Source organism: Amycolatopsis sp. NPDC003861, from assembly GCF_053605405.1.
Genome location: NZ_JBSGJD010000044.1, coordinates 1 through 22,549 on the forward strand (window position 1 = coordinate 1; position 22,549 = coordinate 22,549).

20 protein-coding genes and 3 pseudogenes are annotated in these 22,549 nt (G+C 66.5%); 12 read left to right on the forward strand and 11 right to left on the reverse strand.

Annotated elements, in window-relative coordinates; genetic code table 11:
• Nucleotides 1–88: 88 nt before the first annotated feature.
• The 3 genes from ACWEVN_RS14125 to ACWEVN_RS14135 are packed head-to-tail and all read right to left on the reverse strand — an operon-like array spanning nucleotide 89 to nucleotide 3,044.
• Complete coding sequence (locus ACWEVN_RS14125; protein ID WP_449684752.1) at nucleotides 89–721, reverse strand: dTDP-4-dehydrorhamnose 3,5-epimerase family protein; 633 nt, start codon at nucleotides 719–721, stop codon at nucleotides 89–91.
• A 28-nt stretch (nucleotides 722–749) separates the two neighbouring features.
• On the reverse strand, nucleotides 750–1,859 hold the full coding sequence (locus tag ACWEVN_RS14130) for a DegT/DnrJ/EryC1/StrS family aminotransferase (RefSeq protein ID WP_449684753.1): 1,110 nt from the start codon (nucleotides 1,857–1,859) through the stop codon (nucleotides 750–752).
• 36 nt (nucleotides 1,860–1,895) lie between these two features.
• A complete protein-coding gene (locus ACWEVN_RS14135; RefSeq protein ID WP_449684754.1) occupies nucleotides 1,896–3,044 on the reverse strand; it encodes a DegT/DnrJ/EryC1/StrS family aminotransferase in 1,149 nt (382 codons plus the stop codon).
• Nucleotides 3,045–3,325: 281 nt separating this feature from the next.
• Between ACWEVN_RS14135 and ACWEVN_RS14140 the strand changes: the two genes are divergently transcribed.
• The 9 genes and pseudogenes from ACWEVN_RS14140 to ACWEVN_RS14180 all read left to right on the forward strand — a co-directional run.
• The gene (locus ACWEVN_RS14140) at nucleotides 3,326–4,981 is read left to right on the forward strand and encodes an MFS transporter (RefSeq protein ID WP_452051483.1); all 1,656 of its coding nucleotides are present in this window, start codon (nucleotides 3,326–3,328) and stop codon (nucleotides 4,979–4,981) included.
• A complete protein-coding gene (locus tag ACWEVN_RS14145) occupies nucleotides 4,978–5,724 on the forward strand; it encodes a class I SAM-dependent methyltransferase (protein ID WP_452051484.1) in 747 nt (248 codons plus the stop codon). Before ACWEVN_RS14140 ends, ACWEVN_RS14145 begins: the two co-directional genes overlap by 4 nt.
• On the forward strand, nucleotides 5,721–6,563 hold the full coding sequence (locus tag ACWEVN_RS14150) for an alpha/beta fold hydrolase (RefSeq protein WP_452051485.1): 843 nt from the start codon (nucleotides 5,721–5,723) through the stop codon (nucleotides 6,561–6,563). The genes ACWEVN_RS14145 and ACWEVN_RS14150 overlap by 4 nt, the downstream gene beginning before the upstream one ends.
• A gap of 11 nt (nucleotides 6,564–6,574) precedes the next feature.
• Complete coding sequence (locus ACWEVN_RS14155) at nucleotides 6,575–7,939, forward strand: nucleotide disphospho-sugar-binding domain-containing protein (protein ID WP_452051486.1); 1,365 nt, start codon at nucleotides 6,575–6,577, stop codon at nucleotides 7,937–7,939.
• A 469-nt stretch (nucleotides 7,940–8,408) separates the two neighbouring features.
• Nucleotides 8,409–10,163, forward strand: a complete 1,755-nt coding sequence (locus ACWEVN_RS14160; protein ID WP_449684758.1) for an amino acid adenylation domain-containing protein — start codon at nucleotides 8,409–8,411, stop codon at nucleotides 10,161–10,163.
• Between the two features lie 22 nt (nucleotides 10,164–10,185).
• Entirely contained in the window at nucleotides 10,186–10,398 is a 213-nt protein-coding gene (locus ACWEVN_RS14165) for an MbtH family protein (protein WP_449684759.1), read from the forward strand.
• Nucleotides 10,398–11,453, forward strand: a complete 1,056-nt coding sequence (gene hppD, locus ACWEVN_RS14170) for a 4-hydroxyphenylpyruvate dioxygenase (RefSeq protein ID WP_452051487.1) — start codon at nucleotides 10,398–10,400, stop codon at nucleotides 11,451–11,453. The genes ACWEVN_RS14165 and hppD overlap by 1 nt, the downstream gene beginning before the upstream one ends.
• Nucleotides 11,454–11,655: 202 nt before the next feature.
• Entirely contained in the window at nucleotides 11,656–13,047 is a 1,392-nt protein-coding gene (locus tag ACWEVN_RS14175; protein WP_452051488.1) for a condensation domain-containing protein, read from the forward strand.
• A 72-nt stretch (nucleotides 13,048–13,119) separates the two neighbouring features.
• Nucleotides 13,120–13,484, forward strand: a pseudogene (locus tag ACWEVN_RS14180) (IS5/IS1182 family transposase); the annotation flags it as partial.
• Nucleotides 13,485–13,868: 384 nt separating this feature from the next.
• Here ACWEVN_RS14180 and ACWEVN_RS14185 read toward each other — a convergent pair.
• The 8 genes and pseudogenes from ACWEVN_RS14185 to ACWEVN_RS14220 form a co-directional block, all read right to left on the reverse strand.
• Nucleotides 13,869–14,555, reverse strand: a complete 687-nt coding sequence (locus ACWEVN_RS14185) for an O-methyltransferase (protein ID WP_452051489.1) — start codon at nucleotides 14,553–14,555, stop codon at nucleotides 13,869–13,871.
• A gap of 38 nt (nucleotides 14,556–14,593) precedes the next feature.
• On the reverse strand, nucleotides 14,594–15,286 hold the full coding sequence (locus ACWEVN_RS14190; protein WP_452051504.1) for an acyl-CoA dehydrogenase family protein: 693 nt from the start codon (nucleotides 15,284–15,286) through the stop codon (nucleotides 14,594–14,596).
• 198 nt (nucleotides 15,287–15,484) lie between these two features.
• Nucleotides 15,485–15,859, reverse strand: a pseudogene (locus ACWEVN_RS14195) (acyl-CoA dehydrogenase family protein); the annotation flags it as partial.
• Nucleotides 15,860–15,866: 7 nt separating this feature from the next.
• Nucleotides 15,867–17,411, reverse strand: coding sequence for a 4-hydroxyphenylacetate 3-hydroxylase family protein (locus ACWEVN_RS14200; RefSeq protein WP_449684764.1), 1,545 nt, complete (start codon nucleotides 17,409–17,411; stop codon nucleotides 15,867–15,869).
• A 17-nt stretch (nucleotides 17,412–17,428) separates the two neighbouring features.
• Nucleotides 17,429–17,551 (reverse strand): hypothetical protein, encoded by a 123-nt coding sequence (locus ACWEVN_RS14205; protein ID WP_449684765.1) that lies wholly within the window; start codon nucleotides 17,549–17,551, stop codon nucleotides 17,429–17,431.
• Nucleotides 17,552–17,735: 184 nt separating this feature from the next.
• Nucleotides 17,736–18,191 carry an SgcJ/EcaC family oxidoreductase gene (locus ACWEVN_RS14210; RefSeq protein WP_449684766.1) on the reverse strand — a complete coding sequence of 152 codons (456 nt, stop codon included), beginning with the start codon at nucleotides 18,189–18,191 and terminating at the stop codon, nucleotides 17,736–17,738.
• Between the two features lie 51 nt (nucleotides 18,192–18,242).
• Entirely contained in the window at nucleotides 18,243–18,716 is a 474-nt protein-coding gene (locus ACWEVN_RS14215) for an SgcJ/EcaC family oxidoreductase (protein WP_410610134.1), read from the reverse strand.
• Complete coding sequence (locus tag ACWEVN_RS14220; RefSeq protein WP_452051490.1) at nucleotides 18,700–19,257, reverse strand: thiamine pyrophosphate-binding protein; 558 nt, start codon at nucleotides 19,255–19,257, stop codon at nucleotides 18,700–18,702. Before ACWEVN_RS14220 ends, ACWEVN_RS14215 begins: the two co-directional genes overlap by 17 nt.
• Before the next feature lie 550 nt (nucleotides 19,258–19,807).
• Here ACWEVN_RS14220 and ACWEVN_RS14225 point away from each other — a divergent pair.
• From ACWEVN_RS14225 to ACWEVN_RS14235, 3 genes and pseudogenes are all read left to right on the forward strand, one after another.
• Nucleotides 19,808–19,952: pseudogene (locus ACWEVN_RS14225) on the forward strand (beta-ketoacyl synthase N-terminal-like domain-containing protein); the annotation flags it as partial.
• Between the two features lie 230 nt (nucleotides 19,953–20,182).
• On the forward strand, nucleotides 20,183–20,380 hold the full coding sequence (locus ACWEVN_RS14230; RefSeq protein ID WP_452051491.1) for a DUF6222 family protein: 198 nt from the start codon (nucleotides 20,183–20,185) through the stop codon (nucleotides 20,378–20,380).
• Nucleotides 20,381–20,656: 276 nt separating this feature from the next.
• Nucleotides 20,657–22,525: an amino acid adenylation domain-containing protein gene (locus tag ACWEVN_RS14235; protein WP_452051492.1), complete on the forward strand. Its 1,869-nt coding sequence runs from the start codon at nucleotides 20,657–20,659 to the stop codon at nucleotides 22,523–22,525.
• The last annotated feature ends 24 nt before the right edge of the window (nucleotides 22,526–22,549 follow it).

Here is a 22,549-nt window from a genome sequence, read left to right on the forward strand (position 1 = left end):
CGCGTACCGGCGGATCAACGCCAACGCCTCGATCACCGGCCGGTGATCGAGGCGTTGGCGCTGCGGGCGGGCCGTGAGCCGCTGAGGCTCACCGGGATGTGAGAGCCTCGCCTTCGCCCTGTCGCCGCAGCTCGGCGTCGAGCTGGACGCACTGGTCGTACTCGGGCAACAGTCCCTGCCGGGCGGCGTCCTCGAGCGAGATGGCGGCCCGGTCCCGGGGCGAGAGGATCATCTCCAGCCCGTCCGGGATCGGCAGCGCCAATCGAGGGTCCAGCGCCGAGACTGCGAGTTCGTTCTCGGCGACGTAACTGCCATTCAGCATGTAGGACATCACCGTATCGTCCTCGAGGGCGATGAAGGCGTGTCCGACCCCCACCGGGAAGTACACCGACCGGAACGATTCCTGGTTCATCTCGACGCACTCCCACCGTCCGTAGGTCGGTGAGCCCACGCGCAGGTCGACGACGATGTCCAGGGCCCTACCGTGGGCGCAGCTCACATACTTCGCGACTCCGGGCGGCGTTCGGGTGTAGTGGACCCCGCGGAGCGCCCCGCGCCGGGACCGGCTCTGGTTGGCCTGTCGCACGGGAAACGTGCCCTGGCCCCGCGCCTGGGCGAGTGCGGGTCCCTGGAACGGTGCCACGAAGAGCCCCCGCTCGTCGGGGTACGCCGAGGGCGTGAACTCGAGCGCACCCTCGACAGCCAGTTCTCGGATCTCCACGTGTCTACTCCTCTTTCGTCGAGCCGTCTCAGATTCTTCCCAGCACGTCACGAAGAGCTTCGACGGTGTGGTCCTGATCGTCGCGCCGCAGCGAAGCGAACATCGGCAGGGAAAAGATTTCGCCCGCGAGTTTCTCCGTTACCGGTAGCGAGCCCTCTCGGTACCCGAGATAGGCGAACCCCGTCATCAGGTGAACCGGCCATCGGTAGCTGACGTTCAGCTGAACACCATGCTCCTGCATCGCCTCGATGATCGAATCGCGTGCCGGGTGCCTCACCACGTAGACGTAGTAGACGTGCTCGTTTCCCTGCACGGTCGACGGCAGCTTCAGCGCGGTATCGCCGAGATCGCGCCCGTAGCGCGCTGCGACCGCGCGTCGTTGGTCGATGTAGCGATCCAGCCGGGTGAGCTTCTTCCGCAAGATCTCGGCGTGCACTTCGTCGAGCCGACTGTTGTGCGCCGGCGTCGCGACGGTGTGGTAGTCGGACTCCATGCCGTAGAAGCGCAAGCGGCGCAGTGCACGGTCGGTTTCCTCGTTCCGCGTCAGCACCGCACCGCCGTCGCCGTACGCACCGAGGACCTTGGTCGGGTAGAACGAGAAGCTGGAGGCATCCCCCCAAGTACCGGCAAGATGTCCGTGCTGGCGGGCGCCGTGGGCCTGGGCGCAGTCCTCGACCACGGCCAGCCCGTGCTCACGGGCGATCGCGCCCACAGCGGCCATGTCGACGCACTGTCCGTAGAGATGGACCGGGACGATCGCCTTGGTCCGAGCCGTGATCGCAGCACTGATGAGGGTCGTGTCCATCAGGAAGTCGTCCTCGCGGACGTCGACGAAGACCGGTGTCGCACCTGTCGACACGATTGCGACAACGGTGGGAGCCGCGGTATTGGACACGGTGATGACTTCGTCTCCGGGACCGATGCCCAACGCCTCCAGCGCAAGCTTGATGGCGTTCGTGCCGTTGTCGACGCCTACGCAGTGCGCGACGCTATGGTAATCGGCGAACTCCTGCTCGAACATGTGCACGCTCTTGCCGAGGACGAGCTTTCCGGAGCTGAAGACCGTGTCGACACACTCGAGTATCTCCTCGCGCTCCTGCTGGTACTCGTCGAGATAGCCCCATACGTGGACCGTCATCGTCAACTCCATTTCTGCTTTCGGTCGCGGGGCGTCTTATCGCGAGTTCGCGGAGGCCGACGACACCGCATTGCGGAACTCCGCGGCAATGCGTTCCACGTCAGCGTCGGTCAGCGCCTGGTGCAGGGGCAGGCAGAGCGTCTGGTCGACAGCGCGCTCGGCGCGGGGCAGGCTCGCCGACGATCCGTAAGCCCGGACACGGTGCAGTGCCGGGTAGCGGAAGGTGGTGTAGATGCCGCGGTCGAGGAGCATTTTCGCCACCCGGTCGCGCACCTCGGTCTCCATCTGGACCCAATACAAGTAATAGGACGACCGGTGGTCGGCGGGGAGCGGCGGGGGAATGCGAACACCGGCCAGGTCGACGAGTTCGCGGTCGTAGAATTCGGCGACCGCCCTGCGGCGCTTGACGAATGCCTCCACCTTGGGGAGCTGCACCAGCCCCATCGCCGCCTGCATGTCATTCATGACCGTGCGGCCGGAGAACGACGAGACCTCGAACTCCCACCAGCGCGAGTCGACCAGGGGTGCTTGCGACAGCCCGCTGAACTGTTCCAGCCCCAGGTACGCCAGCTTCCTGGCGCGCTCGACCATCTCGGGGTCGCGGGCATACAGCATGCCACCGTCGCCGGTGACCAGAATCTTCATGCTGTCGAAGCTCCACAGCCCGATATCGCCCACGGTTCCACACGCCTGCTCGCCGGCGCGCGACGCGACCGAGCAGGCCGAATCCTCGATGAGCAGGATGCCGCGCTCCCGGCACAGACGGGCGATCTCGACGACATTGCCCGGGTAGCCTCCGTAATGCAGGAGGACCACTGCCCGGGTCCGCGGGGTCAGTGCGGCCTCGACGTCGTCCACGGTCGGGTTCAGAGTCCGCTCGTCGACATCGCAGAAGACAGGACGCGCACCCGTCGCGGCCACCGCATTGCCCGCGGCGACGTAGCTGACGGTCGGCAGCACTGCCTCACAGTCCGGGCCGAGGTCGGCGAGCTTCGCAGCGATGAACAGGCCTGCCGTGCACGAACTGATCGAGGTCACCTGTTCGGCGTCGACATCGAGGTGCCCAGCGAACGCCTGCTCGAAAGCATCCGCCCGAGGACCCTTGCCCAACCAGGCCGAGTCGAAGACCTCTGCGAGCGCGGCAAGTTCGTCCTCGCCCACTGTCGGCTGGAAGATTCTGATCACCGAGGCCTCCTGTACTCCGACGTCTCCAGCCGGTGGCTGGTTCTTTTCGTCTGTGATAATGAGTATGCAGATCACCGTTGCCGGTGACCAGGCTGCCGTGCACTCGCCGACTATGAGAATCTCACGAAACCGGTGGGATAGGTCCAGGTTCGGTTCATGGAATTCTCCGTTTCGCCGTCCGATGGACCGTGATACTCTTTTTGATAAATATTTGAGGGAACGGCCTTTCGGCGTGGCGCGATGCGAATCGACCAATGTCCGACACTATCGGAGGAGTACTCGTGGCCGAAGTAACCCCAAGCGAGCACGGGAAACGAGCGACAATCGGGCTCGTCATCCTGGCGCTGCCGACGCTGATGATGGCCATGGATCTCAGCATTCTGTACGTGGCGGTGCCGGCTCTGTCGGTAGATCTCGGTGCAAACTCGACGGAGCAGTTGTGGGCTCTGGACATCTACGGTTTCGTGGTCGCCGCACTCCTGATCACCATGGGGAATCTCGGTGATCGCATCGGACGCCGGCGCCTGCTTCTGATCGGGGCGGGCGCGTTCGCCGTGGTGTCGGCGGTGGCCGCGTACTCGCCGAGCATCGAGGTGCTGATCGCGGCGCGTGGTGTCCTCGGCATCGCCGGAGCGACTCTCATGCCTTCGACGCTGGCGCTCCTCAACAGCCTGTTCACCGACAAGCGGCGCCATGCCATGGCCATCGGCGCCTACATGAGCTGCTTCATGGGCGGTATCGCGCTCGGCCCGGTCGTCGGCGGCGTGCTGCTCGAGCACTTCTGGTGGGGCTCGACGCTCCTCCTCCCAGTACCTGTGATGGTCCTCCTGGTGGTGGCCGCTCCTTTCCTGCTGCCCGAGGCGCGGGGCGGCGAGATCCGCGGCCGCATTGACCTGCTCAGCGTCGTACTCTCGCTCGTCGCGATCCTCCCGTTCGTCTACGGCGTGAAGGAGATCGCCAAGAACGGCCTCACGGGCGTCGCCGTCGTTGCCCTCGTCGTCGGGGTACTCGCGGGCGTGATATTCGTGCGGCGGCAGAGTCGTCTCGCCGAGCCGCTCCTCGACGTCTCGCTGTTCCGCAACCGGGTCTTCGCCTCGGCAGCGACCCTCATGTTGCTGATGGGGATCATGTCCGGGTACGCCTTCCTCGTCGCGCTGTACCTCCAATCGGTGGCCGGTTACTCCCCGCTCTCGACGGGCTTGTGGCTGATCGCCCCCACGTTCGCGGGCATGGTCGGGTCCATGCTGGCCCCGGCGTTCACGCGCCGCATCCCGCCGGGCAAAGTGATCGTTGCGGGCATGATCATCTCGGTGCTCGGGCTCGTCGCGGTGACCCAGGTCGGCCCGGAGAGCGGCGTGGCCCTGCTCATGTCCGGGTTCGTGGTGGCGTCGCTGGGGTCCGGTCCGGCGGGCGCACTGGGAGCCGGGCTCATCATGACTTCGGCTCCGCCGGAGAAGGCGGGCTCGGCGGCCGCTGTCTCGGAGACCAGTGGTGACTTCGGTGTCTCCCTCGGCATTGCCTTGACAGGCAGCATCGCCGCGGCCATTTATCGCAGCGCCTTCAGTGACCCGGTTCCGGGCGTCGACGCCGCGACCGCACGGGAGAGCGTCGCCGGCGCGATGTCGGTGGCCCAGGGTACTCCAGGGCCGGCCGGCGAGGAGCTGGCGCGCAAGGCGGCCGAAGCATTCACCGATGGGCTCAACGTGGCCGCCGCCTTCGGGGTTGTAGTCGCGCTCGTTCTCGCAGTCTTCGCGGGCATCTCGCTGCGCCACGTCCCAGCCCACGGGGACGGCAAGGACGGGGCCGAGGACGCCGGCACCGCCTCGCCCACGGACACGGATGCGTCGACCGACGACCGCGGCACTGTTCGCGACCTCGTGGACGAGCAGGGCATCGACGGCGCCGAAGACACCGAGCACTCGCGGACGAGCCGATGACGTACGGAGCCGATTTCGTCGACATCTACGAGACGGTCTACAAGGCCCGTGGCAAGGACTGGGTGCGTGAGGCCGAGGCGGTCGTCGCGCTCGTGCGCGAGCGGTATCCGCACGCCGGATCGTTGCTCGACGTGGCCTGCGGGACAGGAGCCCACCTGGAGACGTTCGCAGAGCTGGTGGGCGACGTCGAGGGGGTCGAGCTCTCGGAGCCGATGTTGCGGCGCGCATGGGACCGCTTCCCGTCCCAGGTGCACCGCGGCGACATGCGCAACTTCCGGCTGCCGCGCCGATTCGACGCCGTCACCTGCCTGTTCCATGCCATTGGGTACGTCGAGAGCCGCGAGGAACTCCATGCGGCGATCCAGGCGATGGCCGAACACTTGGTTCCCGGCGGCGTGCTCGTCGTCGAGCCCTGGTGGTTCCCCGAAAATTTCCTTGACGGGTACCTCGCCGCCGACTCGGCGCATGTCGAGGGGAGTGCCATCGCTCGGGTATCGCACACCTCGAGTCAAGGTCGTCACTCGCGGCTCGAGACCCGGTACCTCATCGCCCGCGCCGAAGGGATCCGGGAGGTCACCCAGGTCCACGAACTCATGCTCTTCACCCAGGATGAGTACCTGCAGGCCTTCGAGGAAGCCGGCTGCCCTGCAACGTACTCCGCCGAAGGCATCAACGGGCGGGGCATCTTCGTCGCAGTCAAGGGTTCCAGCACCGAAACCCGAGGCGAGGGGGAGCCGTCATGAGCACCTTCGGTACAGTGCGCTCCCCGGACGGGACGCGGATCGCGTACGAGCGCTTCGGCAGTGGTCCCGCCGTGGTCCTCGTGTGTGGGGCGATGGACGACGGCACCGAGAACGCTCCGCTCGGTCTCGAACTCGCGTCGCGGTTCACCGTCTACAACTACGCGCGGCGCGGCCGGGGCGACAGCGGGGACGTCGCACCGTACGCCGTTCGCCGCGAGATCGAGGACTTGGCCGCGGTGATCGACGAAGCCGGCGGGTCGCCCCATGTCTTCGGGGCGTGCTCGGGTGGGGCGCTGGCGTTGGAGGCAGCGGCGGCTGGTGTCGCGATGAACAGGCTGGTCGTCTACGACTTGCCCTACGACATGGGTGCGGACGCGGAGGTTCAGCACCGTAAGTACATACAGCGCGTACGCGCCCTGCTCGACGAGGGCCGGCGGTCCGAGGCGTTCGAGCTCTCGATGCGCGCTTGGGGCTCGCCGGAGGAGTCGGTGCGGCGAGCAAGGAAGCATCCGAAGTGGTCACACCTGATCAGTCTGGCTCATACGCTGCCTTACGACGCCGCCTGCATGGGGACCACCAATCAGCCACCGGCCGAGCGGTTCTCGCGGATCCGCGTGCCCACGCTCGTGCTCAACGGCAGTGCGTCGCAGGACCACCCGACAATGAGCGAGCTCCGACCGAACTTCTTCGGTGAGGCGGCCGACGCCGTCGTCGCCTGTGTCCCCTCGGCACAGCGCGGCGTCGTCGCCGAAGGACCGCACGTCATCGACGCCGAGAGGCTGAAGGGCCCGGTCGGCGACTTCCTGCTCGACGAGTCCCCTGCCCGCACAACTGTGTGAATGGAGAAGCCATGCGTGTCATGATCACGTGCTTTCCGGCGCCCGCTCACTTCTGGCCGCTCGTACCCTACGCGTGGGCGTTGCAGAGCGCGGGTCACGACGTGCGGGTGGTGGCGCCGTCCGGGTTCCCCTCCCCCTCCGGCATCATATCCACGGACTTCGCGCAGCGCGTCACCGAGTCCGGCATCGTCGCCGTACCCTGTGGGCCGCAGACACCGCTGGCGGTACACGATTGCGACGACCCGGGCTGGGCCGACGTGCTCCCGAACCCGGACGAGACCGAGCGATACGTGCGGGCGTTGTCCGTGCACGAGCGCGTCGAGCGTGACATGTGGGACGTCTTCTACCACTACGCGATCCTCGCCATCCGGAACTACCAACCGCCGCGGCCGCGCGAGGACATCGACGACATCGTCGCTTTCGCGAAAAACTGGCGCCCGGATCTCGTGCTGTGGGAGCCGTGGTTCCCCTGCGGCGCGGTCGCGGCCAAGGCGAGCGGAGCGGCCCATGTCCGTACCCTCATCTCTCCCGACTACACAGCGTGGGCCCACGAGCGGTTCGTGAGCAGGGGACTGCCGAGCATGCTGACGGAGGCGATGCAACCGCTGGCCGACCACCACGGCGTGACGGTCGACGACGAGCTGTTGATGGGGCAGGCGACGCTCGATCCGATCCCCGCGGGCATGCGGCTACCCACCCGGACTCCCACCGTTCCCGTCCGGTACCTGCCCTACAGCGGCGGGAGCGTGTCCGAGCGCTGGTTGCGGGACGAACCGACGCGACCGCGAGTGGCGATCAGTCTCGGGGTCTCCGCCCGGGCCGTCGACAAGGGCGACAGCACGGGCCGGATCCCGGCGCTGCTCGAGGCGGTGGACGGGCTGGACGTCGAGGTGATCGCAACCCTCAACAAGGACCAGCTCGCCGACCAGGTCGGGACGCTGCCGGACAACGTTCGCGCCATGGACTACGTCCCCTTGTCACAACTGCTGCCGACCTGCTCCGCGCTGGTCAACCACGGGAGCTTCGGGACCGTCATCGCTGGTCTCGCCAATGCCGTACCGCAGATAGTGTGCGACACCGACGAGCCGACGAGGCACTTCGGCCGCGCGACCCCGGACGGCATCGAGTGGGATCGAACGTCGCCCAAACAGGGCTACTCGACCCTCACATCGAACTACCTGGCCGACCGGGGTGCGGGGGGCCGGCTCGACCACCAGAAGCAGTCGATCTCCGAGATCCGCTCGATGCTGCGTCGCGTCGTCGAGGACCCCAAAGTGCGCGACGCCGCGCTCCGGCTTCGGGAGGAGGAGTGGGCGTCGACACCGACTCCCGCACAACTCGTGCCGTGGCTCGAGAAACTCGCCCAAGAACGCTGATGGTGGATCTCGACTCCCGGGAGTGATGCGCCCCGGGTTCTGTGCAGGCTCTGCTCTCAACGAGGATGCAGAGCATGCCGGCGCCGAAGAAGTACGGCGACGAGCTCGCGGTGGTCGTCGACTACGTCGACGGCCACCGCGAGCGGGTTGTCGGGGGAAGCTCGGGGCGGCCAGGAATCGCGCGCCAGAACCCGAACCGACAAGCCCTCGATCCTCGAGTCCCGCCGGATCGCCGCGAACAAATCGACCTTGCTCCGTTGCACGTTGCGCCTCCACGGTCAACCGCGACGGCATCCTCCTCCGATGACCTTTCAAACCACGCTGGGCGTGCTGGTCTGGTCGCAATATCGAAGACGCAGCCTTCGTTGGCGGCTGGAAGACTCAGAGGGTAGGGCAGGCCGGAGCGGCATGGACTTGTGCAGACCGGCAGTCCTGCCGCGCCGGGGAATATTCCGATGGGAGCTTCGAGATGGCCTCTACACTGCCAGAGACCTTTCTGAATCAGGTTCGCCGGCGGCCCGAAGCGGTTGCCGTGCGGTCAGCCGACGGGTTTCTGACCTTCGATGAACTGAACCGCCGGGCCAATCGCTTGGCGAACCTTCTGATCGAGCGTGGAGTGGAAGCGGAGCAGCCCGTAGCGGTATGTTCCGGCCGGTCGTTCGACCTGGTCGTTGCGACACTCGCGGTGATCAAGGCGGGCGCCACGTATGTGCCCCTGGCCACGACGATGCCGCCGGAGCGACTGCGGTCGATCAGCGACCAGCTCAAGGTGCGGATGGTCATCACCGACGGTTCGACGCCCGCGGCCACGCTGTCCAGCTTCGGCGAGGTGATCCCGGTCAGTGACGCTGAACAAACGCAAGAGTCCGAGCCGGTGGTTTCGGTAGCTGAGGACCAGCTTGCCTACGTTCTCTTCACTTCAGGATCGGGTGGCGCGCCCAAAGGTGTCGGAGTTTCTCACCGCAGTGTGATCGGGCTCATCGAAGACCAGACCTGGAACGATCCAGTGTTCAGTCGGATTCTCATGATCGCGCCGTATGCATTCGGAATGTCCACGTTTGAATTGTGGGCACCGTTATTGCGCGGTGGAGAAATTGTGCTGGCGCACCCGGGCGAATTCGACATCGATGCGCTGCGCGATGATCTCAGGCGGGGCGGCGCGACCGCAGTTCACTTGACATCGGGGCTCTTCAGGCTCGTTGCCGAGGAGGATCCTACCTGCCTTTCATCCGTGCGTGAAGTCATGACCGGTGGTGACGTCGTCTCGCCGGAGGCGGTGCGTCGGATCCTTTCCGCAAATCCGGATATCCGGGTCAGGGTGATGTACGGACAGACTGAGACCACTCTGTTCGCCACCCAGCTGCCGTTGACGCAGCACGCGCAGGTCGGTGCTTTCGTCCCGCTCGGTCAGGCTCTCGATGACAAGCGACTTCACGTGCTCGACGAGAGCTTGAACCGAGTAGCCGAAGGTGGGGTCGGCGAACTGTACGTTGCGGGCGGCTGCCTGGCGCGGGGGTATGTCGAGCGCCCGGATCTCACTGCGGAGCGGTTTGTCGCGGACCCGTTCGGCGCTCCAGGCGAGCGGATGTTTCGTACCGGTGATCTGGTCCGGCAGACCGCCGGCGGCTCGCTCGAGTTTCTCGGGCGGGCTGACCAGCAGATCAAGATCCGTGGCTTCCGGGTGGAGCTGGGAGAGGTCGAGGCCGCACTTCGAACGCATCCGGCCGTGGCGGATGCGGTGGTCGTCGGCACCGCGAGCGACGAGGATCAGCGGTTGGCCGCCTACGTCGTCCCCGGTGCGGGCGGCGTCGACTTCGGCGAGCTGCGCACCCACCTGGCCAGAGCTCTGCCCGATTACATGGTGCCCGCCGCGTTCGCCGCCATCGACGCGATACCGGTCACCGTCAACGGGAAGGTGGCTCGAGATGCTCTCCCCGAGCCGGAGTTCGACCGGGCCCAGCAACATCGTGCGCCGCTCAGCCCACGTCAGGAAACGCTGTGCGCCATCTTCGGCAAGACCTTGAATGTCGACCAAGTCGGCCTCGACGACAGTTTCTTCGATCTGGGCGGTCAATCGCTCCAGGCGGCGCGACTCGTGTTGCGCATCGAGGCTGAGCTGGGCGTGAAGCTCAGCGTAGTGGAGATCTTCGATGTCCCCACCGTCGCGCTCATTGACCAGCACATCACCGCGCTTCACGGCGACCAGGTCGCCAGGGCGAGCTAACAGGACAGGAAGGATTCCGAATATGTCGAATCCGTTCGACCGCGAGGACGGCCAGTTCGTCGTGCTGGTCAACGAAGCCGGTCAACACTCCCTCTGGCCCGAGTTCGTGGCGGCGCCCGCGGGCTGGCGGGTGGCCCTCGCTGCGACAGATCGCACGTCCTGTCTGCGTTACGTCGCGACGAACTGGACCGACCTCCGCCCACGTGGTGCCGGCCGCAACCAGGGTGTGGCGTGATGGCGGTCGAGCAGAACTCCGTCTACGCGGGCATGAGGGTCGACCACGTTCGGTTCTTCGTCGAGGATTCCGCATCAGCGGCGGACCTGTGGACCCGAGGCTATGCCTTGCCGGAGTTCCAGCGGATCGAAGACGGCCGAAGCCGCACCGTCGGAGTTGGGCGCGATGACATCCGGTTGCTGCTCACCGAGCCGCGTGTCCCTGACCATCAGGCCGCCATCTACCTCTCCCGACACGGAGACGGAGTCGCCGACATCGGGCTCGGCGTGGCCGACGCTCGGACTGCGTTCCACGAAGCGGTAAGTCGCGGCGCTGTACCGCTACACGGGCCGACCGAAGATGACGGGGTAGTGACGGCGAGCATCTTGGCCTTTGCGGATGTCGCCCATACCTTCGTGCAGCGCGCCGCGAGCGGACCGCTTCCCCCGGCCGGTTCGCCTTCCGCGCGTGACATCGGCGCTGCTGCTATCGACCACTTCGCTGTCTGCCTGCCGGGCGGGCAGCTCGATTCCACCGTGGCGTTCTACGAAGAGGTACTCGACTTCCGCGTCGTGTACGAGGAAAAGATATTCGTCGGTAGGCAATCCATGAATTCCAAGGTTGTGCAAAGTACCTCCGGCGCCGTCACCTTCACTCTGATCGAGCCGGACTTGGCCAAGTCGCCAGGCCAGATAGACGCCTTCCTGCGTGACCACGCCGGTGCGGGGATCCAGCATGTGGCGCTCCGGGTGCCGGACATCGTGCGGGCGGTCGACCAGGTCCAGGCGGCTGGTGTTCAGTTCCTTTCGACGCCCGGACGGTACTACGACCGTTTGGATGAACGGATCGAGCTGGAAAGGCATTCGGTAGAAGATCTGCGCGTACGTGGCATTCTGGCTGATGAGGACCATGACGGGCAGCTGTTCCAGATCTTCGCCAAGTCGGTCACCCCGCGCAATACCTTCTTCGTCGAGCTGATCGAACGCCTTGGCGCGACAACCTTCGGGAGCGGAAACATCAAGGCGCTCTATGAGGCGGTCGAGCAAAGCCAAGGTGCAGTCGAGGACGCAGCATGACCGATGACACGTTTCCGCCAGCGCCGCGCCATCGGCGTTGAGGTCCTCGCACCTCCCCATCAGCGGTCAAGTCTTCGGGGGGCGCCGGGCGGCCAATCCTCCTGGGCCATCAGCGGCAGAGGCAGGAAAGTCATACCCGGCACCCCTGGGTGCCGCGAACCCCACGACCGGCCTGAAACACCTGGCAAGAAGGTAAGAAACCATGACGACCATGGACACTTCGACCGGCGCCGGCGAGCGGTGGCCGCTGTCAGCGAATCAAGAGTTCCTGTGTGCCCTCGATCAGGGCGACGCCGAGGGGCCGTTCGGTCCTCGTCACCATATCGTCCACGGGTGGCGCATCCATGGACAGGTCGACGTGCAGGCGTTGCAGCGCGCGCTCGATGACATCGTCGCGCGCCACGATGCGTTGCGCTCTGTGATCATCCGCGATCCGGAAGCGCGGTGCCAGGTCGTCCATCAGCCGACTCCCGCGGAACTGACCGTTCGGGATCTTCCAGGGATCGAGCCGGAAGAGCGGGGACGCCGAATCGACGCCTTGCTTGTCGAGGAGGAGACGGCCGACTTCGACGCATCCTCGATACCGAAAATTCGCGCGGTCCTCAACCGGTTCGACGACCACGACGCCCTGCTCGTGCTCGTCGTGCACCACGCGGCCGCGGACGGGTGGTCCGTGCAGGTCATCTTCCGCGATCTCGCGGCCCGATATGCGACCCGGACCGGACACGAGGGCCATGAGCTCGCAGAGCCGCAGCAGTATCGCGACTTCACGACGTGGCAGCTTGCGAGATTGGGCGGTGCCGCCGAGAATTCGTCGCGTCGTTACTGGCAGGACAAGCTGCGCGGTGGGGAAACCCTGACCATGCCTGCGGACCGGCCGCGATCGATGGGCTTGCCGCAGACAACAGCCATGTACCGGTTCGAAGTGGACGCTGAGCTGATGGCCGGCGTGTCCGCGCTGGCCAGGGAAGTGCGTGGGTCCTCCTTCATGGTGCTCCTCGCCGCCTTCACGATCGCGGTCAACCGGCTGTCCGGAGCCACGGACATCTCCACCCCGACATTGACGCCTGGCCGTGGTTATGGCCTTTACGACGAGGCAGTCGGTCTATTCTTCAACTTTGTACCGATCCGCGTGGATGTCACGGAATGCGCCAAGTATCGGGACGTGCTGCAGCTCACTCGAAACACCTGTCTGGAGGCATACGTCCACGACATTCCGGCGATCCCGGGCGAAGCGCCCGAGTTCATGCGACCGATGTCGGTGGACAATGAGGTTCCGATCATCTTCCAGGTCTTTCCCTTTCCCTTCCCTGTCGACGGCACCCGGGTGGGAGACCTGGAGTACAGCGAGATCCGGCGGCGGTTCGGCTCACAATCACGCACATCGGATATCCCGGACGGCGTATTGTGGACACTCACCATCGACACGACGGGCGAGCTTATCGGTAACATCGCGTACAAGGACGGGCTCGTTGACCGAAGCAGTATCGCACAGTGGGTGAGCCGATTCCGTGCTGAACTGAAGAACTTGGTGACCGGGCCCGACGACGTGGTGCTGCTTCTGCGAAGTGCGTCGCGTAATTTGGTTGAGTGATTGGTGTAGCGGTGACGAGCCATGCCAGCAGGATCTAGCCCCCAGCCTCTCTAAGAGCGTGTCTTAGAGAGGCTGGGGGTGCTGGTGGAGCCGTTGGTTCCGGAGTTCCGGGCTCGCCGGCGGGGTGGCGGGACGGCGCCGTTGCCGGCTCGTGCGGTGTTCACCGCGATCGTGTACGTGTTGACCCAGTGGGTTGATGCGGCATCGGTGCGTGCGAAGAGGGGAATCGCCGACCGGGCCGAGTCCGGTCGACCGCGGCAAGCCCGGTTCGAAGGCGATCCCCGCGATCCGATCCCGCCGTGGCCCACGTCGCCGCAAGTCGGGCAAGCTCCACGCGGACAAGGCCTACGACCATGCTGAGCTACGCGCCTGGGTCCGCCGGCGCGGCATCCGAGGTCCGGATCGCCCGCAAGGGCATCGAGACCAGCGAGAAAGTCATGGCTGAGCTCGGGATCGAGGGCATCAGCCCCGCGCACGTTCGAAGGTCCGCACCACGGTGACCGACCCGGCGGCGTCGTTCCCGCCGGACCTGGTGGCCCGTCGTTTCGACCAAGGGCGGCTGGACGCATTCCCGCCGCGTGCCCGGGCAGCTCGCTGCCCGGGCGGACTCGAGAGGAACTCCGGCATCGGCCGTGGCCTTGCCGGGGCAGACCCTGGCGAGACAGACCAAGGACCCCGCACGTCACCAGCTCACGGACGAGCGGGAAGACTATTTTCCCGGCAGGCTACCCTGCGCCAGAACCCACAGCCCGCGCCGGGCTTGTCGCCGACGGAACCCGGCCCGGACTGTGTGCCTGACCGAATTCAACTACTACTGTCGACTACGCTGCGGCGCGCGAGTAGTTGTCTCGCTTATACGCCAGGGTCACGCCATCGAAGACCGGCAGCATGCTCAGGTCGACCCGGTCGTCGTCGCATAGTGCGGCGTTCAGCGCGCGGAGTGAGTCCGTCTCCTGGTCACTGATGTCGGGGTGCGCCACCTTGCCTGACCAGAGCACGTTGTCCAGCACAAGCAGTCCGCCCGGCCGGAGTAGTTCAAGGCATCGTTCGAAGTAGTCGGCGTAGCTTTCCTTGTTGCAGTCGATGAACGCGAAGTCCACAGTGCCGGCGGCACCGTCGGCCAGCAGTGCGTCCAAGGTCTCGACGGCGGGACGGATTTCCACCTGGATACGGTCGGCGACCCCGGCCCGTTCCCAGAAAGGGCGGCCGATCTCGGGCCACTCCGCGTTGACGTCGCACGTGATGACGCGCCCATGTGCAGGGACGGCGCGGGCCATGGCCAGCGTGCCGTACCCGGTGAACGTCCCGACCTCGACGACGGTGGTGGCCCCCGTCAGCCGGACGAGGAAGCCGAGCAACTGCGCCTCCTCTGGTGGAGTCAACATGCCGTGCTCGAACGAGAGCCGCACGGTGGCCGCCCGCAGCTCGCGCGCGATGTCGTCTTCGCGAAGGGAAACATCCCGCACGTACTTCTGGATTTTATAGTCCAGTACCAAATTGCGGAGCACCCGGTTCCTCCTGATCTCGGCGATGGCGTGTGGTGAGTTCAGCTCGCGATGCCCAGTTCCAGTTGAGCGAGTTCACGGGGGGCGATGGTGGCCAGATAGATGTGCACTCCGGCATGCGTATGCAGGGTCGACATATCCCGCCAGATCCGCTCGAGCCGTTCGCCCGCACGTACGGCGCTGGTCCCGGCGGTGGGATACAGAATGTCGGATACCGTGGTCCAGGCCATCCGTACGACCTCGCGGCTGATGATCGACATCCGGAGCTCCACCTCACGGGTGACATTCCCCTGCTCGGCCGTCTCATGCCATTGCCGCAGCACGTCCGTCATCGCCGCCCGTGCCGCCGCGATGCGTCCAGCCGCTTCGCCGTAACGGAGCTGAAAATCCGGGTCCTCGGCACGCGGTCCGAACGGCGGATACGTGACCGGACGTTCCCGCGTCAGCTCGGCGTAGACATCCAGCGCCGCGGTGGCCATGCCCACGGCCAGCGCGCCGAGCTGAAAGGTGAACGGGGCCACCACGCTGCCGCCGTACAAGGTGTTGCGATGCAACCGAAGCCCCGGCGTTCCCCCGACGACGGAGATCATTCCCATATGCGTACCAGGCAGCGCGTAGTACGCCGGGATATGCGCCTTCTCGACTTTGACGCTGTGCGAGCCACTGCCTTTCAGGCCAAGCTGGGAACCCCAGTCGTCCAGCCGCCGCCACTGGTCCCTCGGCACGATGAACATCAGCTGCTCGGGCGGTTCTCCGTCCGCTCCCGCGACGAAGGTCTGGCCGACGAAATGAGTGGCGTAGGGCGAGCCGGAGGCATAGCGGAACACGCCGTCCACGATCCAGCCGCCGTCTTCGGCAGGCTCGGCGAACCCGGCCGGCCCGATGACTCCCGGGCAGATGAAGTCACCGCCCGCGAACAGCTCATTCTGCGCTTCTTCGCCATAAACAGCAGCAATCAGATGGGCGTGGGACGCCCCAAAGGTGTACATCCACGCCGTCGACGCGCACCCCCGCGCGAGCCTTTCAACCACCTGCATGTGAGTGTCGATACCGAATTCGTAACCGCCGTATCGCCGCGGCACCATTAGCCGGTAGAAGCCGGATTTAAGCAGCAGTTCATGCGTGTCGAGCGCATAGAATCCGCGGGCCTCCGTCTCCTCCTGTCGGTCGACGAGCGTCTCGGCGATCCGTTCGGCGCGGGCCAAGACTTCGTGCTCGGTCAGGCCCGGCTCTGGCGGAAGCGGATAGTCCTTCGCCGAGGTATCCATGGCGGCAGTCATGTGCTGACCCTCCTTCCATCGAAACATGATCACGTCAGCCAAGCAGGGCGCGGCTTGCCGCGCCGATGTCGGGGAACGAGGCGAGGTCCGGCACCTGCCAGCCGTTCAGGTCATATTCGGCAAGGCAGCGGTCGACGAACGCACGATAGCCGTCGAGCTTGCCGTCGCCGAGTTGTCCGCGAAGTAGTTCGGTCCTGGTGTTTTCGTGGTTACCGGTATAGTTGCGCTCGTAGAGTTCGTGCCTGCCGCCGAATTCGGTGCCGACCGTGTCCCAGAGCAGTTTCATCACCTTTACCCGCTCGACGGCATCGACCCCGTTCGATCCGCGCAGGTACTTGTCAAGGTACGGCCGGATGTCATCGTTGTGGAAGTCCTGCGCGCTGGAGTTGAGGTAGATCAGTCCGCTCGCGACATCTTGCAACACGATCTCCCTGATCCTCGCGTAGCCGATCTGGGAGAACCAGCGGTAAGCCATGGCGTAGTCCGGGTTGGGCAGGACAGCGCCACCCCGCCACGGCACCGGGTTCCGCGCTGCGGCGTCGGACAGCCCCCAGAACAGATTGCGCCAAGCGAGCACTTCCCCTAGTCGCGTCTGTACCCCGCGGAACTCGGAGACCCCGGTGATGTCCAGCGCCTTGGCCAGCAGGCCGGCGATGAACTCCAGTTTGACCGCGAGCCGCGTACAACCGTGGAACATGGCGCGCTCGTTGAACCCGGAATACCCGGTGAACATGCCGACCTTGGCCGTATCCCCATAGATGAACACGTTTTCCCACGGGATCAGCACCTTGTCCAGCACCAGCACGCTGTCGTTCTCGTCCAGCCGCGAGGACAGCGGGTAGTCGAACGGGCTGCCGGTCAGCGCGGCCGAGGCGGCGTACGACTGGCGACAGATCAGTTTTTGGCCAGGGGCGTTCATCGGCACGGTGGCGACAATGGCGAACTTGCGGTCTTTGATGGGCAACCCGGTGTGGGCGATGAAGTTGTAATGCGTGAGCGCGGAGTTCGTCGCGACGACCTTCGCTCCGCTCACCACCAGACCGCTGTCGGTCTCCCGCTCGACGTGCACGAACACATCGGCGACCTCGTCCGGCGGCCGGTTCCGGTCCACCGGCGGATGTACGAAGGCGTGGTTCCAGTACAGGACCTTCTGCTGTGACTCCCGGTACCAGCGCTTCGCATTGTCGGTGAACGGCTTGTAGAAGTCGGCGTTCGCGCCGAGCGTGCCGAGGAACGACGCCTTGTAGTCCGGACCACGGCCCATCCAGCCGTAGCTCAGCCGTGACCACGCGGCGATGGCCTGTTGGTCGGCGATCAGATCGTCCGCGCTGTGCGGCGTGGTGAAAAACCGGTGCGTGTAGCCGCCGGGGCCGCCGGCGTCGGTTTCGGTGGTCAGCACGTCCCGATGCTCCGGGTCGTGCAGTGCGTCGTAGAGCCGGGCCGTCATGCGCGCCGAGTTGCGGAACGCGGGATGTTCGGTGACGTCCTTGACCCGGTCGCCATAGAGGTAGATCTCGCGGCCGTCGCGGAGACTTTCAAGATATTCGGCGCCGTTCAGCGGCCGGGTCTGTTCGGTCATCGCGTTCTCTTTACCTCTCAGGCCGCGGTGCTCTGCGTGGCGTCGATAGGTGCCGAGGGACCGGCCATCCGCTCGTCCGACCCGGCGCACGTCCGCTCGACCTGAGCGGAGAACAGGTCCCGAATGGAATCGGCTGACATCGCATCTCCTGTGCCTGATGGGTTCTGACGTGCGGCCTCGGTTCCGGCCGGACATGGCGGCGCGGTCCTGGCCGACACCACGGCTGGGCCGCTTTGCTCGCGGTGACGCCACGTGACGCCACCGACCGCCACTTTCGTGGGAATGTCTCCTCAATCTCGATCGAGGTCGAGGAGACACCCGCTCCTAGCTGTTGACAGGGCTCGTCTGCCTCGACATGACCCGCCAGTCGCCGTCCTTCTTGACGAGCACCCACAGCGAGCGAGCCAGGTCTTCCGGTTCGATGTCGTCTTGGCCCTTCTTGACGACACCTCCCTCGGTGACCGCGATCGCCACCGAGTCGGTCAGCAGGCGGACCTCCTTCGGCTCGTCGGTCAGCCGGGTTCCCTGGAAACCACCGGCGAAGGCGTCGGCCAGGTACGCGCGGATGTCCTCACGGCTGCTCAGCTGGGCATCGCCCACGAGCATGCTGCCGTTGTCGACGAACAGGTCGGCGATGGCGTCGGCGTCGTTCGCGTCCCACCCGGCCCGTACGCGCAGCTGCGCGGTCACCACGGCACCCTCGACCCCATTGGGGTAGGGGCCGTAGTGCGACGCCCACTTCTTCGCACCCTCGACGAGGGCTTCGGCGTTGCTGCTCATTGGTTCGTCCTCCAAGCGAGTCTTGTCAGGTGTTTTGCTGGTCGCGGCGGATTACCAGCGCAGAGTCGCGCCGCCGCCACGCGGGCTGTTCTGGTAGGCGGCGAGCTGCCACTGGCCGTCCCGCTTCACGACGACCCAGCTCGACAGCACCGCCAGTTCCGGCGCGATCTCGGTCTCCCCGGGCGCGAGAATCCCGCCGTGCGTCCGGAACACGGCGACGTCGTCGGTGACGAACCGGAAATCGACCGGTCGTCCCGTCACGCCCGTTCCCTTGAACGGACCGGAATAAGCGGCCGCCATGAAAGCCTGGATCTCTTCGCGGCCGCGCTTGTAGACGTCGCCGGGAAGCAGCATCACACCCTCTTCGGTGAACACCTTCGCGACGTCGGTCGCGTCGTTGCGCGACCACGCCTCGATCAGCCGCAGCGGCACGCCAAGGGCTTCCTTCTGCTTCTCGCCGGTGAACTCGCCGTAGTAGGCGTCCAGGGCGTCGCTGGTCGCCTCGGCCTCATGAATCGCGGTCATTGAACGTCCTCTCGAAATCAGGACACGCACTTCCAGTAATGGCCTGTCGATTATGGTTGCCGGTCACGGGCCCGGCCGTCTCCTCGCTTGCCGATCCGCGTCCGCCCGCAGCTCCGCCAGGTCGCCGACGGTACGTACCGTGGCGACCTGGCCCCGAACGCGGCGGCCACCCCGGCGAAATCCGTGCCGGGGGACTCGATCGTCCGGGGATCGGCCCCGGCGCCCCGTCGCGGGCACCGATCGCGTCGGCGGATCCGGCCGTGTTCATGTCGAACGGGCGTGGGCCGCCGGTCGGCGCATCGCCGCAGATGACGATCACGGAGCTGCGATGTTTCACCGCCTCGCTCAACGTCGTGGCGGTGTTGGGAAGACCGGCTCCATGCGTGGTGGCGCAGACCGCGGTCTCGCCGGTGGCCCGGTAGCAGGCGTCGGCCATCGCCCCGCCTTCGTGCCGGGCGGCCACGTAGTCGACGCCGTGCCGGATCAGGCCGGCGCCGCCACGGGCGAGCTCCCTCACCAGAACGGACACCAGGTCCGCCATGTCCCGCGTCCCATCGTCGATGAATGGTCTATGTGGGACCACGTTCGCAGCACCCGCGGAACCGGTGCATCTCCCTGGCTGCTTCCCGCAGGGCGATCGGCACGAGAAGCGCACGGTCGGAGACGCTCTGGCGAGAACCGTGCTGTGACGCTTGACCACGTGAATGGGCCACTGACCGGGCGACGAGTACGTCGAGAGCTGCCGTGACGGCAGGAGAGCCACCTCTACGGCGACCGGTGAGGGACGTGACGACCCATCCTGGTGCTGGACGAGGTGTGCCCAATCCGGACTACGGGATGGCCTACCGCATGGTTGTACGGCCAGCTCGATTGCTGCCCGCGACAACAGCGATTCTCGCACGATTCCTGCGCAGCCACGGCCGGGGCATTATCAGAGAAATCGTGCGTCGCCAATAGGCCGTGCGTTTCGGACGATATGGAAGGTAGTCCATGACCAGCTTCGACGTTCCGCGCATTCTTGCGAACGCCAGGACGGTGGCCGTATGTCGTGGCGGACGGGATGCGCGAACGGCGGGAATGTGGTGGTCCTGATGGGTGCCGAGCGGGTCGCGATCGTCGGGGGTCGGGCTGTGTTATCCGGACGCCGACTCGCCGGGTGAGCTGTGGGAGAACGTGCTGGCGGGGCGCCGGGCTTTCCGGCGGTTGCCGGACGAACGGATGAACAGCCAGGAGCACCAGGACGGCTGGGCCGTGCTGTCCGCCGGCGGGACGAAGATCGCGACCTGGGCGACGATGGTGCACGACCGGCCCGCCCCGTTCGCGGTTTCCGTGCTCGCCGGGGACCAGCAGGAGGTGGCGCGGCACTTCGCCGACTCGCGGCGGCCGGGCCCAGTTCGACGCCATCGAGTGGGTGCGCGGCCCGCGTGCCGGTACCCCGCTGGTCGCCGGTGCCCTGCCTGGTTGGAATGCGAGCTGGTCAAGGTGTACGGCGGGGCGACCACTCGATCTTCGTCGGCGAGGTGCTCGAAGCCACTCGCGGCGTGGCTGATGGCCGGCTCGGCCGGGGCATCGTGTGGAGCGACCTCGTCGCCGAAATGGAACGCGAGTGGGCGCGGCGAGGCCGCGAGAACCACGACGTCCGGGCGAACCGGAGGGCCGCCTGATGAGTTCCGACCCGGCCGAGCACTCGCGGCCGCTCAGGCAGCGGCACGGCCCGCTGCGCGCGGAGATCGTCGCGGAAAAACGGAAGGCGGTCGAGCGAAAATCGGCATACCACTTCCATTCTATCGACAATCCAGCGACACACTATGGTGGGCGCGTATATTCCGATCGGCCGAACTGATAAACCGATAATGCCGAAGGTGGGGGCGTTTGTCGTGACACGGAAGCCTTTGGGACAGTTGGCCAATTTCTCGTTGTTGTCGGCGGACGACAACGACATGATTGCAGAATCGAACGATACGGCCACGGAATTCGCCGATTCCGAGCGGTTGCTGCACGAATTGTTCCACCGCGCCGCGTTGCGGCACTCCGAAGAGCCGGCGGTCATCCACCCGGGCGGGCAGCTGACCTACCGGCAGCTCGGCGACCGGGTGAACAGGCTCGCCGCCCGGCTGCTCGCGACGGGTGTGCGGCCCGGTGACGCCGTCGCGATCGTCATGGACAAGGGGTGGGAGCAGGTCGTCGCCGCGCTCGCGGTGCCCGCGGCGGGCGGGTTCTTCGTGCCGGTGGATCCGCGGGTGCCGCGGGATCGCTTGCACCACTTGCTCGACCACGCGGGCGCCGCCGTCGTGGTGACCCAGCCCTGTCTGGTCGAAGGGGTGGACTGGCCGGACGGCGCCGTCGTGCTGGACGTCCCGGACACCGAGCCGGGTACGCGGGAGCCGGTGAGCACGCCGGACCGGGGCCCGGACGACCTCGCCTACGTGATCTACACCTCCGGGTCGACCGGTGCACCCAAGGGCGTGATGATCAACCACCGCGGTGCGGTGAACACCTGCCTGGACATCAACGAGCGGTTCGGCGTCACCGCCGGGGACCGCGTGCTCGCCTTGTCGGCGCTGACGTTCGACCTCGCCGTGTACGACGTGTTCGGCGTGCTGGCCGCGGGCGCGACGATCGTGGTCCCGGCGCCCTCCCCGGCACCGGATCCGGACTACTGGGCGGAGTTGACCCACCGGACCGGGGTGACCGTGTGGAACTCCGTGCCCGCGCTGATGGAACTCGCGGTCGCCGCGGCACGGCCAGGGGCATTGGCGAGTCTTCGCCTCGTCATGCTGAGCGGGGACTGGATCCGCGTCGGGCTCCCGGCCGACATCGCACGCGCTTGCCCGGACGCCAAGGTCATCAGCCTCGGCGGTGCCACGGAGGCGTCGATCTGGTCGATCCTCCACGAGATCGGCGACGTCGACCCCGCATGGACGAGCATTCCTTACGGGCGGCCGATGGCGAACCAGACCTTCCACATACTCGACAAGGCGATGTCCCCCTGTCCGATCGGTGTGCCCGGTGATCTCCACATCGGCGGGGTCGGCGTGGCGATGGGCTACTGGAATGCCCCGGAGCTGACCGCGGCGAGCTTTGTCGACCATCCGGAGACCGGCGCTCGGATCTACCGCACCGGTGACCTCGGGCGGTACTTGCCGGACGGGACGATCGAGTTCCTCGGCCGGGACGACTTCCAGGTGAAGATCCAGGGTTTCCGAATCGAGCTCGGCGAGGTCGAGGCCGCGCTGCGGCAGTGCACGGGGGTGGCGGACGCGGTCGCGGCGGCCGAGGTCGGCGACGGTGGTGCGCGGCTGGTGGCCTTCGTCCGGGGCGCCGACGGGCTGGATCCCGAGCAGCTGCGTGCGGATCTGGGGCGGACGCTGCCCGCGTACATGGTCCCGTCGAGTGTCGCCGTCGTCGGCAGCTGGCCGCTGACGGGGAACGGGAAGGTGGACCGGGCCGCCCTGGTGCGCGGGCACCTCCCGGTCGCGGAGGGCGGTGGGGAGCCGCGGGACGCACTCGACGAGCTGCTGGCCGAGCTGTGGGCCGACACGCTCGACCGGGACGCGGTCGGCACCCGCGACAGCTTCTTCACGCTCGGTGGCCAGTCACTGCTCGCCGCCCGGCTCGTGATGGCCATCAACGCGGTTCTCGACCTCGAGGTGCCGGTCCGGGCGCTGTTCGAGGCGCCCACGGTCGTCGCCTTCCGGGACTGGCTCGAGGTCAAGCCGGAGGTCGACGCAGACGCGCTGCTCGGCACCGCGGAGGCGTTGCTCGCCGACGGGTACGAGATGGACGACGACGAGAGCGCGGCTCGATGACCGCCTCGCCCAGGAGGCGTCCCG

Coding starts and splice junctions, on each gene's coding strand:
- ACWEVN_RS14155 (WP_452051486.1), top strand. CDS start 6,575: ATGCGTGTCATGATCACGTGCTTTCCGGCGCCCGCTCACTTCTGGCCG.
- ACWEVN_RS14150 (WP_452051485.1), top strand. CDS start 5,721: ATGAGCACCTTCGGTACAGTGCGCTCCCCGGACGGGACGCGGATCGCG.
- ACWEVN_RS14215 (WP_410610134.1), bottom strand. CDS start 18,716: ATGACCGCGATTCATGAGGCCGAGGCGACCAGCGACGCCCTGGACGCC.
- ACWEVN_RS14160 (WP_449684758.1), top strand. CDS start 8,409: ATGGCCTCTACACTGCCAGAGACCTTTCTGAATCAGGTTCGCCGGCGG.
- ACWEVN_RS14175 (WP_452051488.1), top strand. CDS start 11,656: ATGACGACCATGGACACTTCGACCGGCGCCGGCGAGCGGTGGCCGCTG.
- ACWEVN_RS14220 (WP_452051490.1), bottom strand. CDS start 19,257: ATGGCGGACCTGGTGTCCGTTCTGGTGAGGGAGCTCGCCCGTGGCGGC.
- ACWEVN_RS14200 (WP_449684764.1), bottom strand. CDS start 17,411: ATGACCGAACAGACCCGGCCGCTGAACGGCGCCGAATATCTTGAAAGT.
- ACWEVN_RS14235 (WP_452051492.1), top strand. CDS start 20,657: ATGATTGCAGAATCGAACGATACGGCCACGGAATTCGCCGATTCCGAG.
- ACWEVN_RS14190 (WP_452051504.1), bottom strand. CDS start 15,286: ATGTTCATCGTGCCGAGGGACCAGTGGCGGCGGCTGGACGACTGGGGT.
- ACWEVN_RS14210 (WP_449684766.1), bottom strand. CDS start 18,191: ATGAGCAGCAACGCCGAAGCCCTCGTCGAGGGTGCGAAGAAGTGGGCG.
- ACWEVN_RS14145 (WP_452051484.1), top strand. CDS start 4,978: ATGACGTACGGAGCCGATTTCGTCGACATCTACGAGACGGTCTACAAG.
- hppD (WP_452051487.1), top strand. CDS start 10,398: ATGGCGGTCGAGCAGAACTCCGTCTACGCGGGCATGAGGGTCGACCAC.
- ACWEVN_RS14165 (WP_449684759.1), top strand. CDS start 10,186: ATGTCGAATCCGTTCGACCGCGAGGACGGCCAGTTCGTCGTGCTGGTC.
- ACWEVN_RS14230 (WP_452051491.1), top strand. CDS start 20,183: ATGCGAGCTGGTCAAGGTGTACGGCGGGGCGACCACTCGATCTTCGTC.
- ACWEVN_RS14130 (WP_449684753.1), bottom strand. CDS start 1,859: ATGACGGTCCACGTATGGGGCTATCTCGACGAGTACCAGCAGGAGCGC.
- ACWEVN_RS14205 (WP_449684765.1), bottom strand. CDS start 17,551: ATGTCAGCCGATTCCATTCGGGACCTGTTCTCCGCTCAGGTCGAGCGG.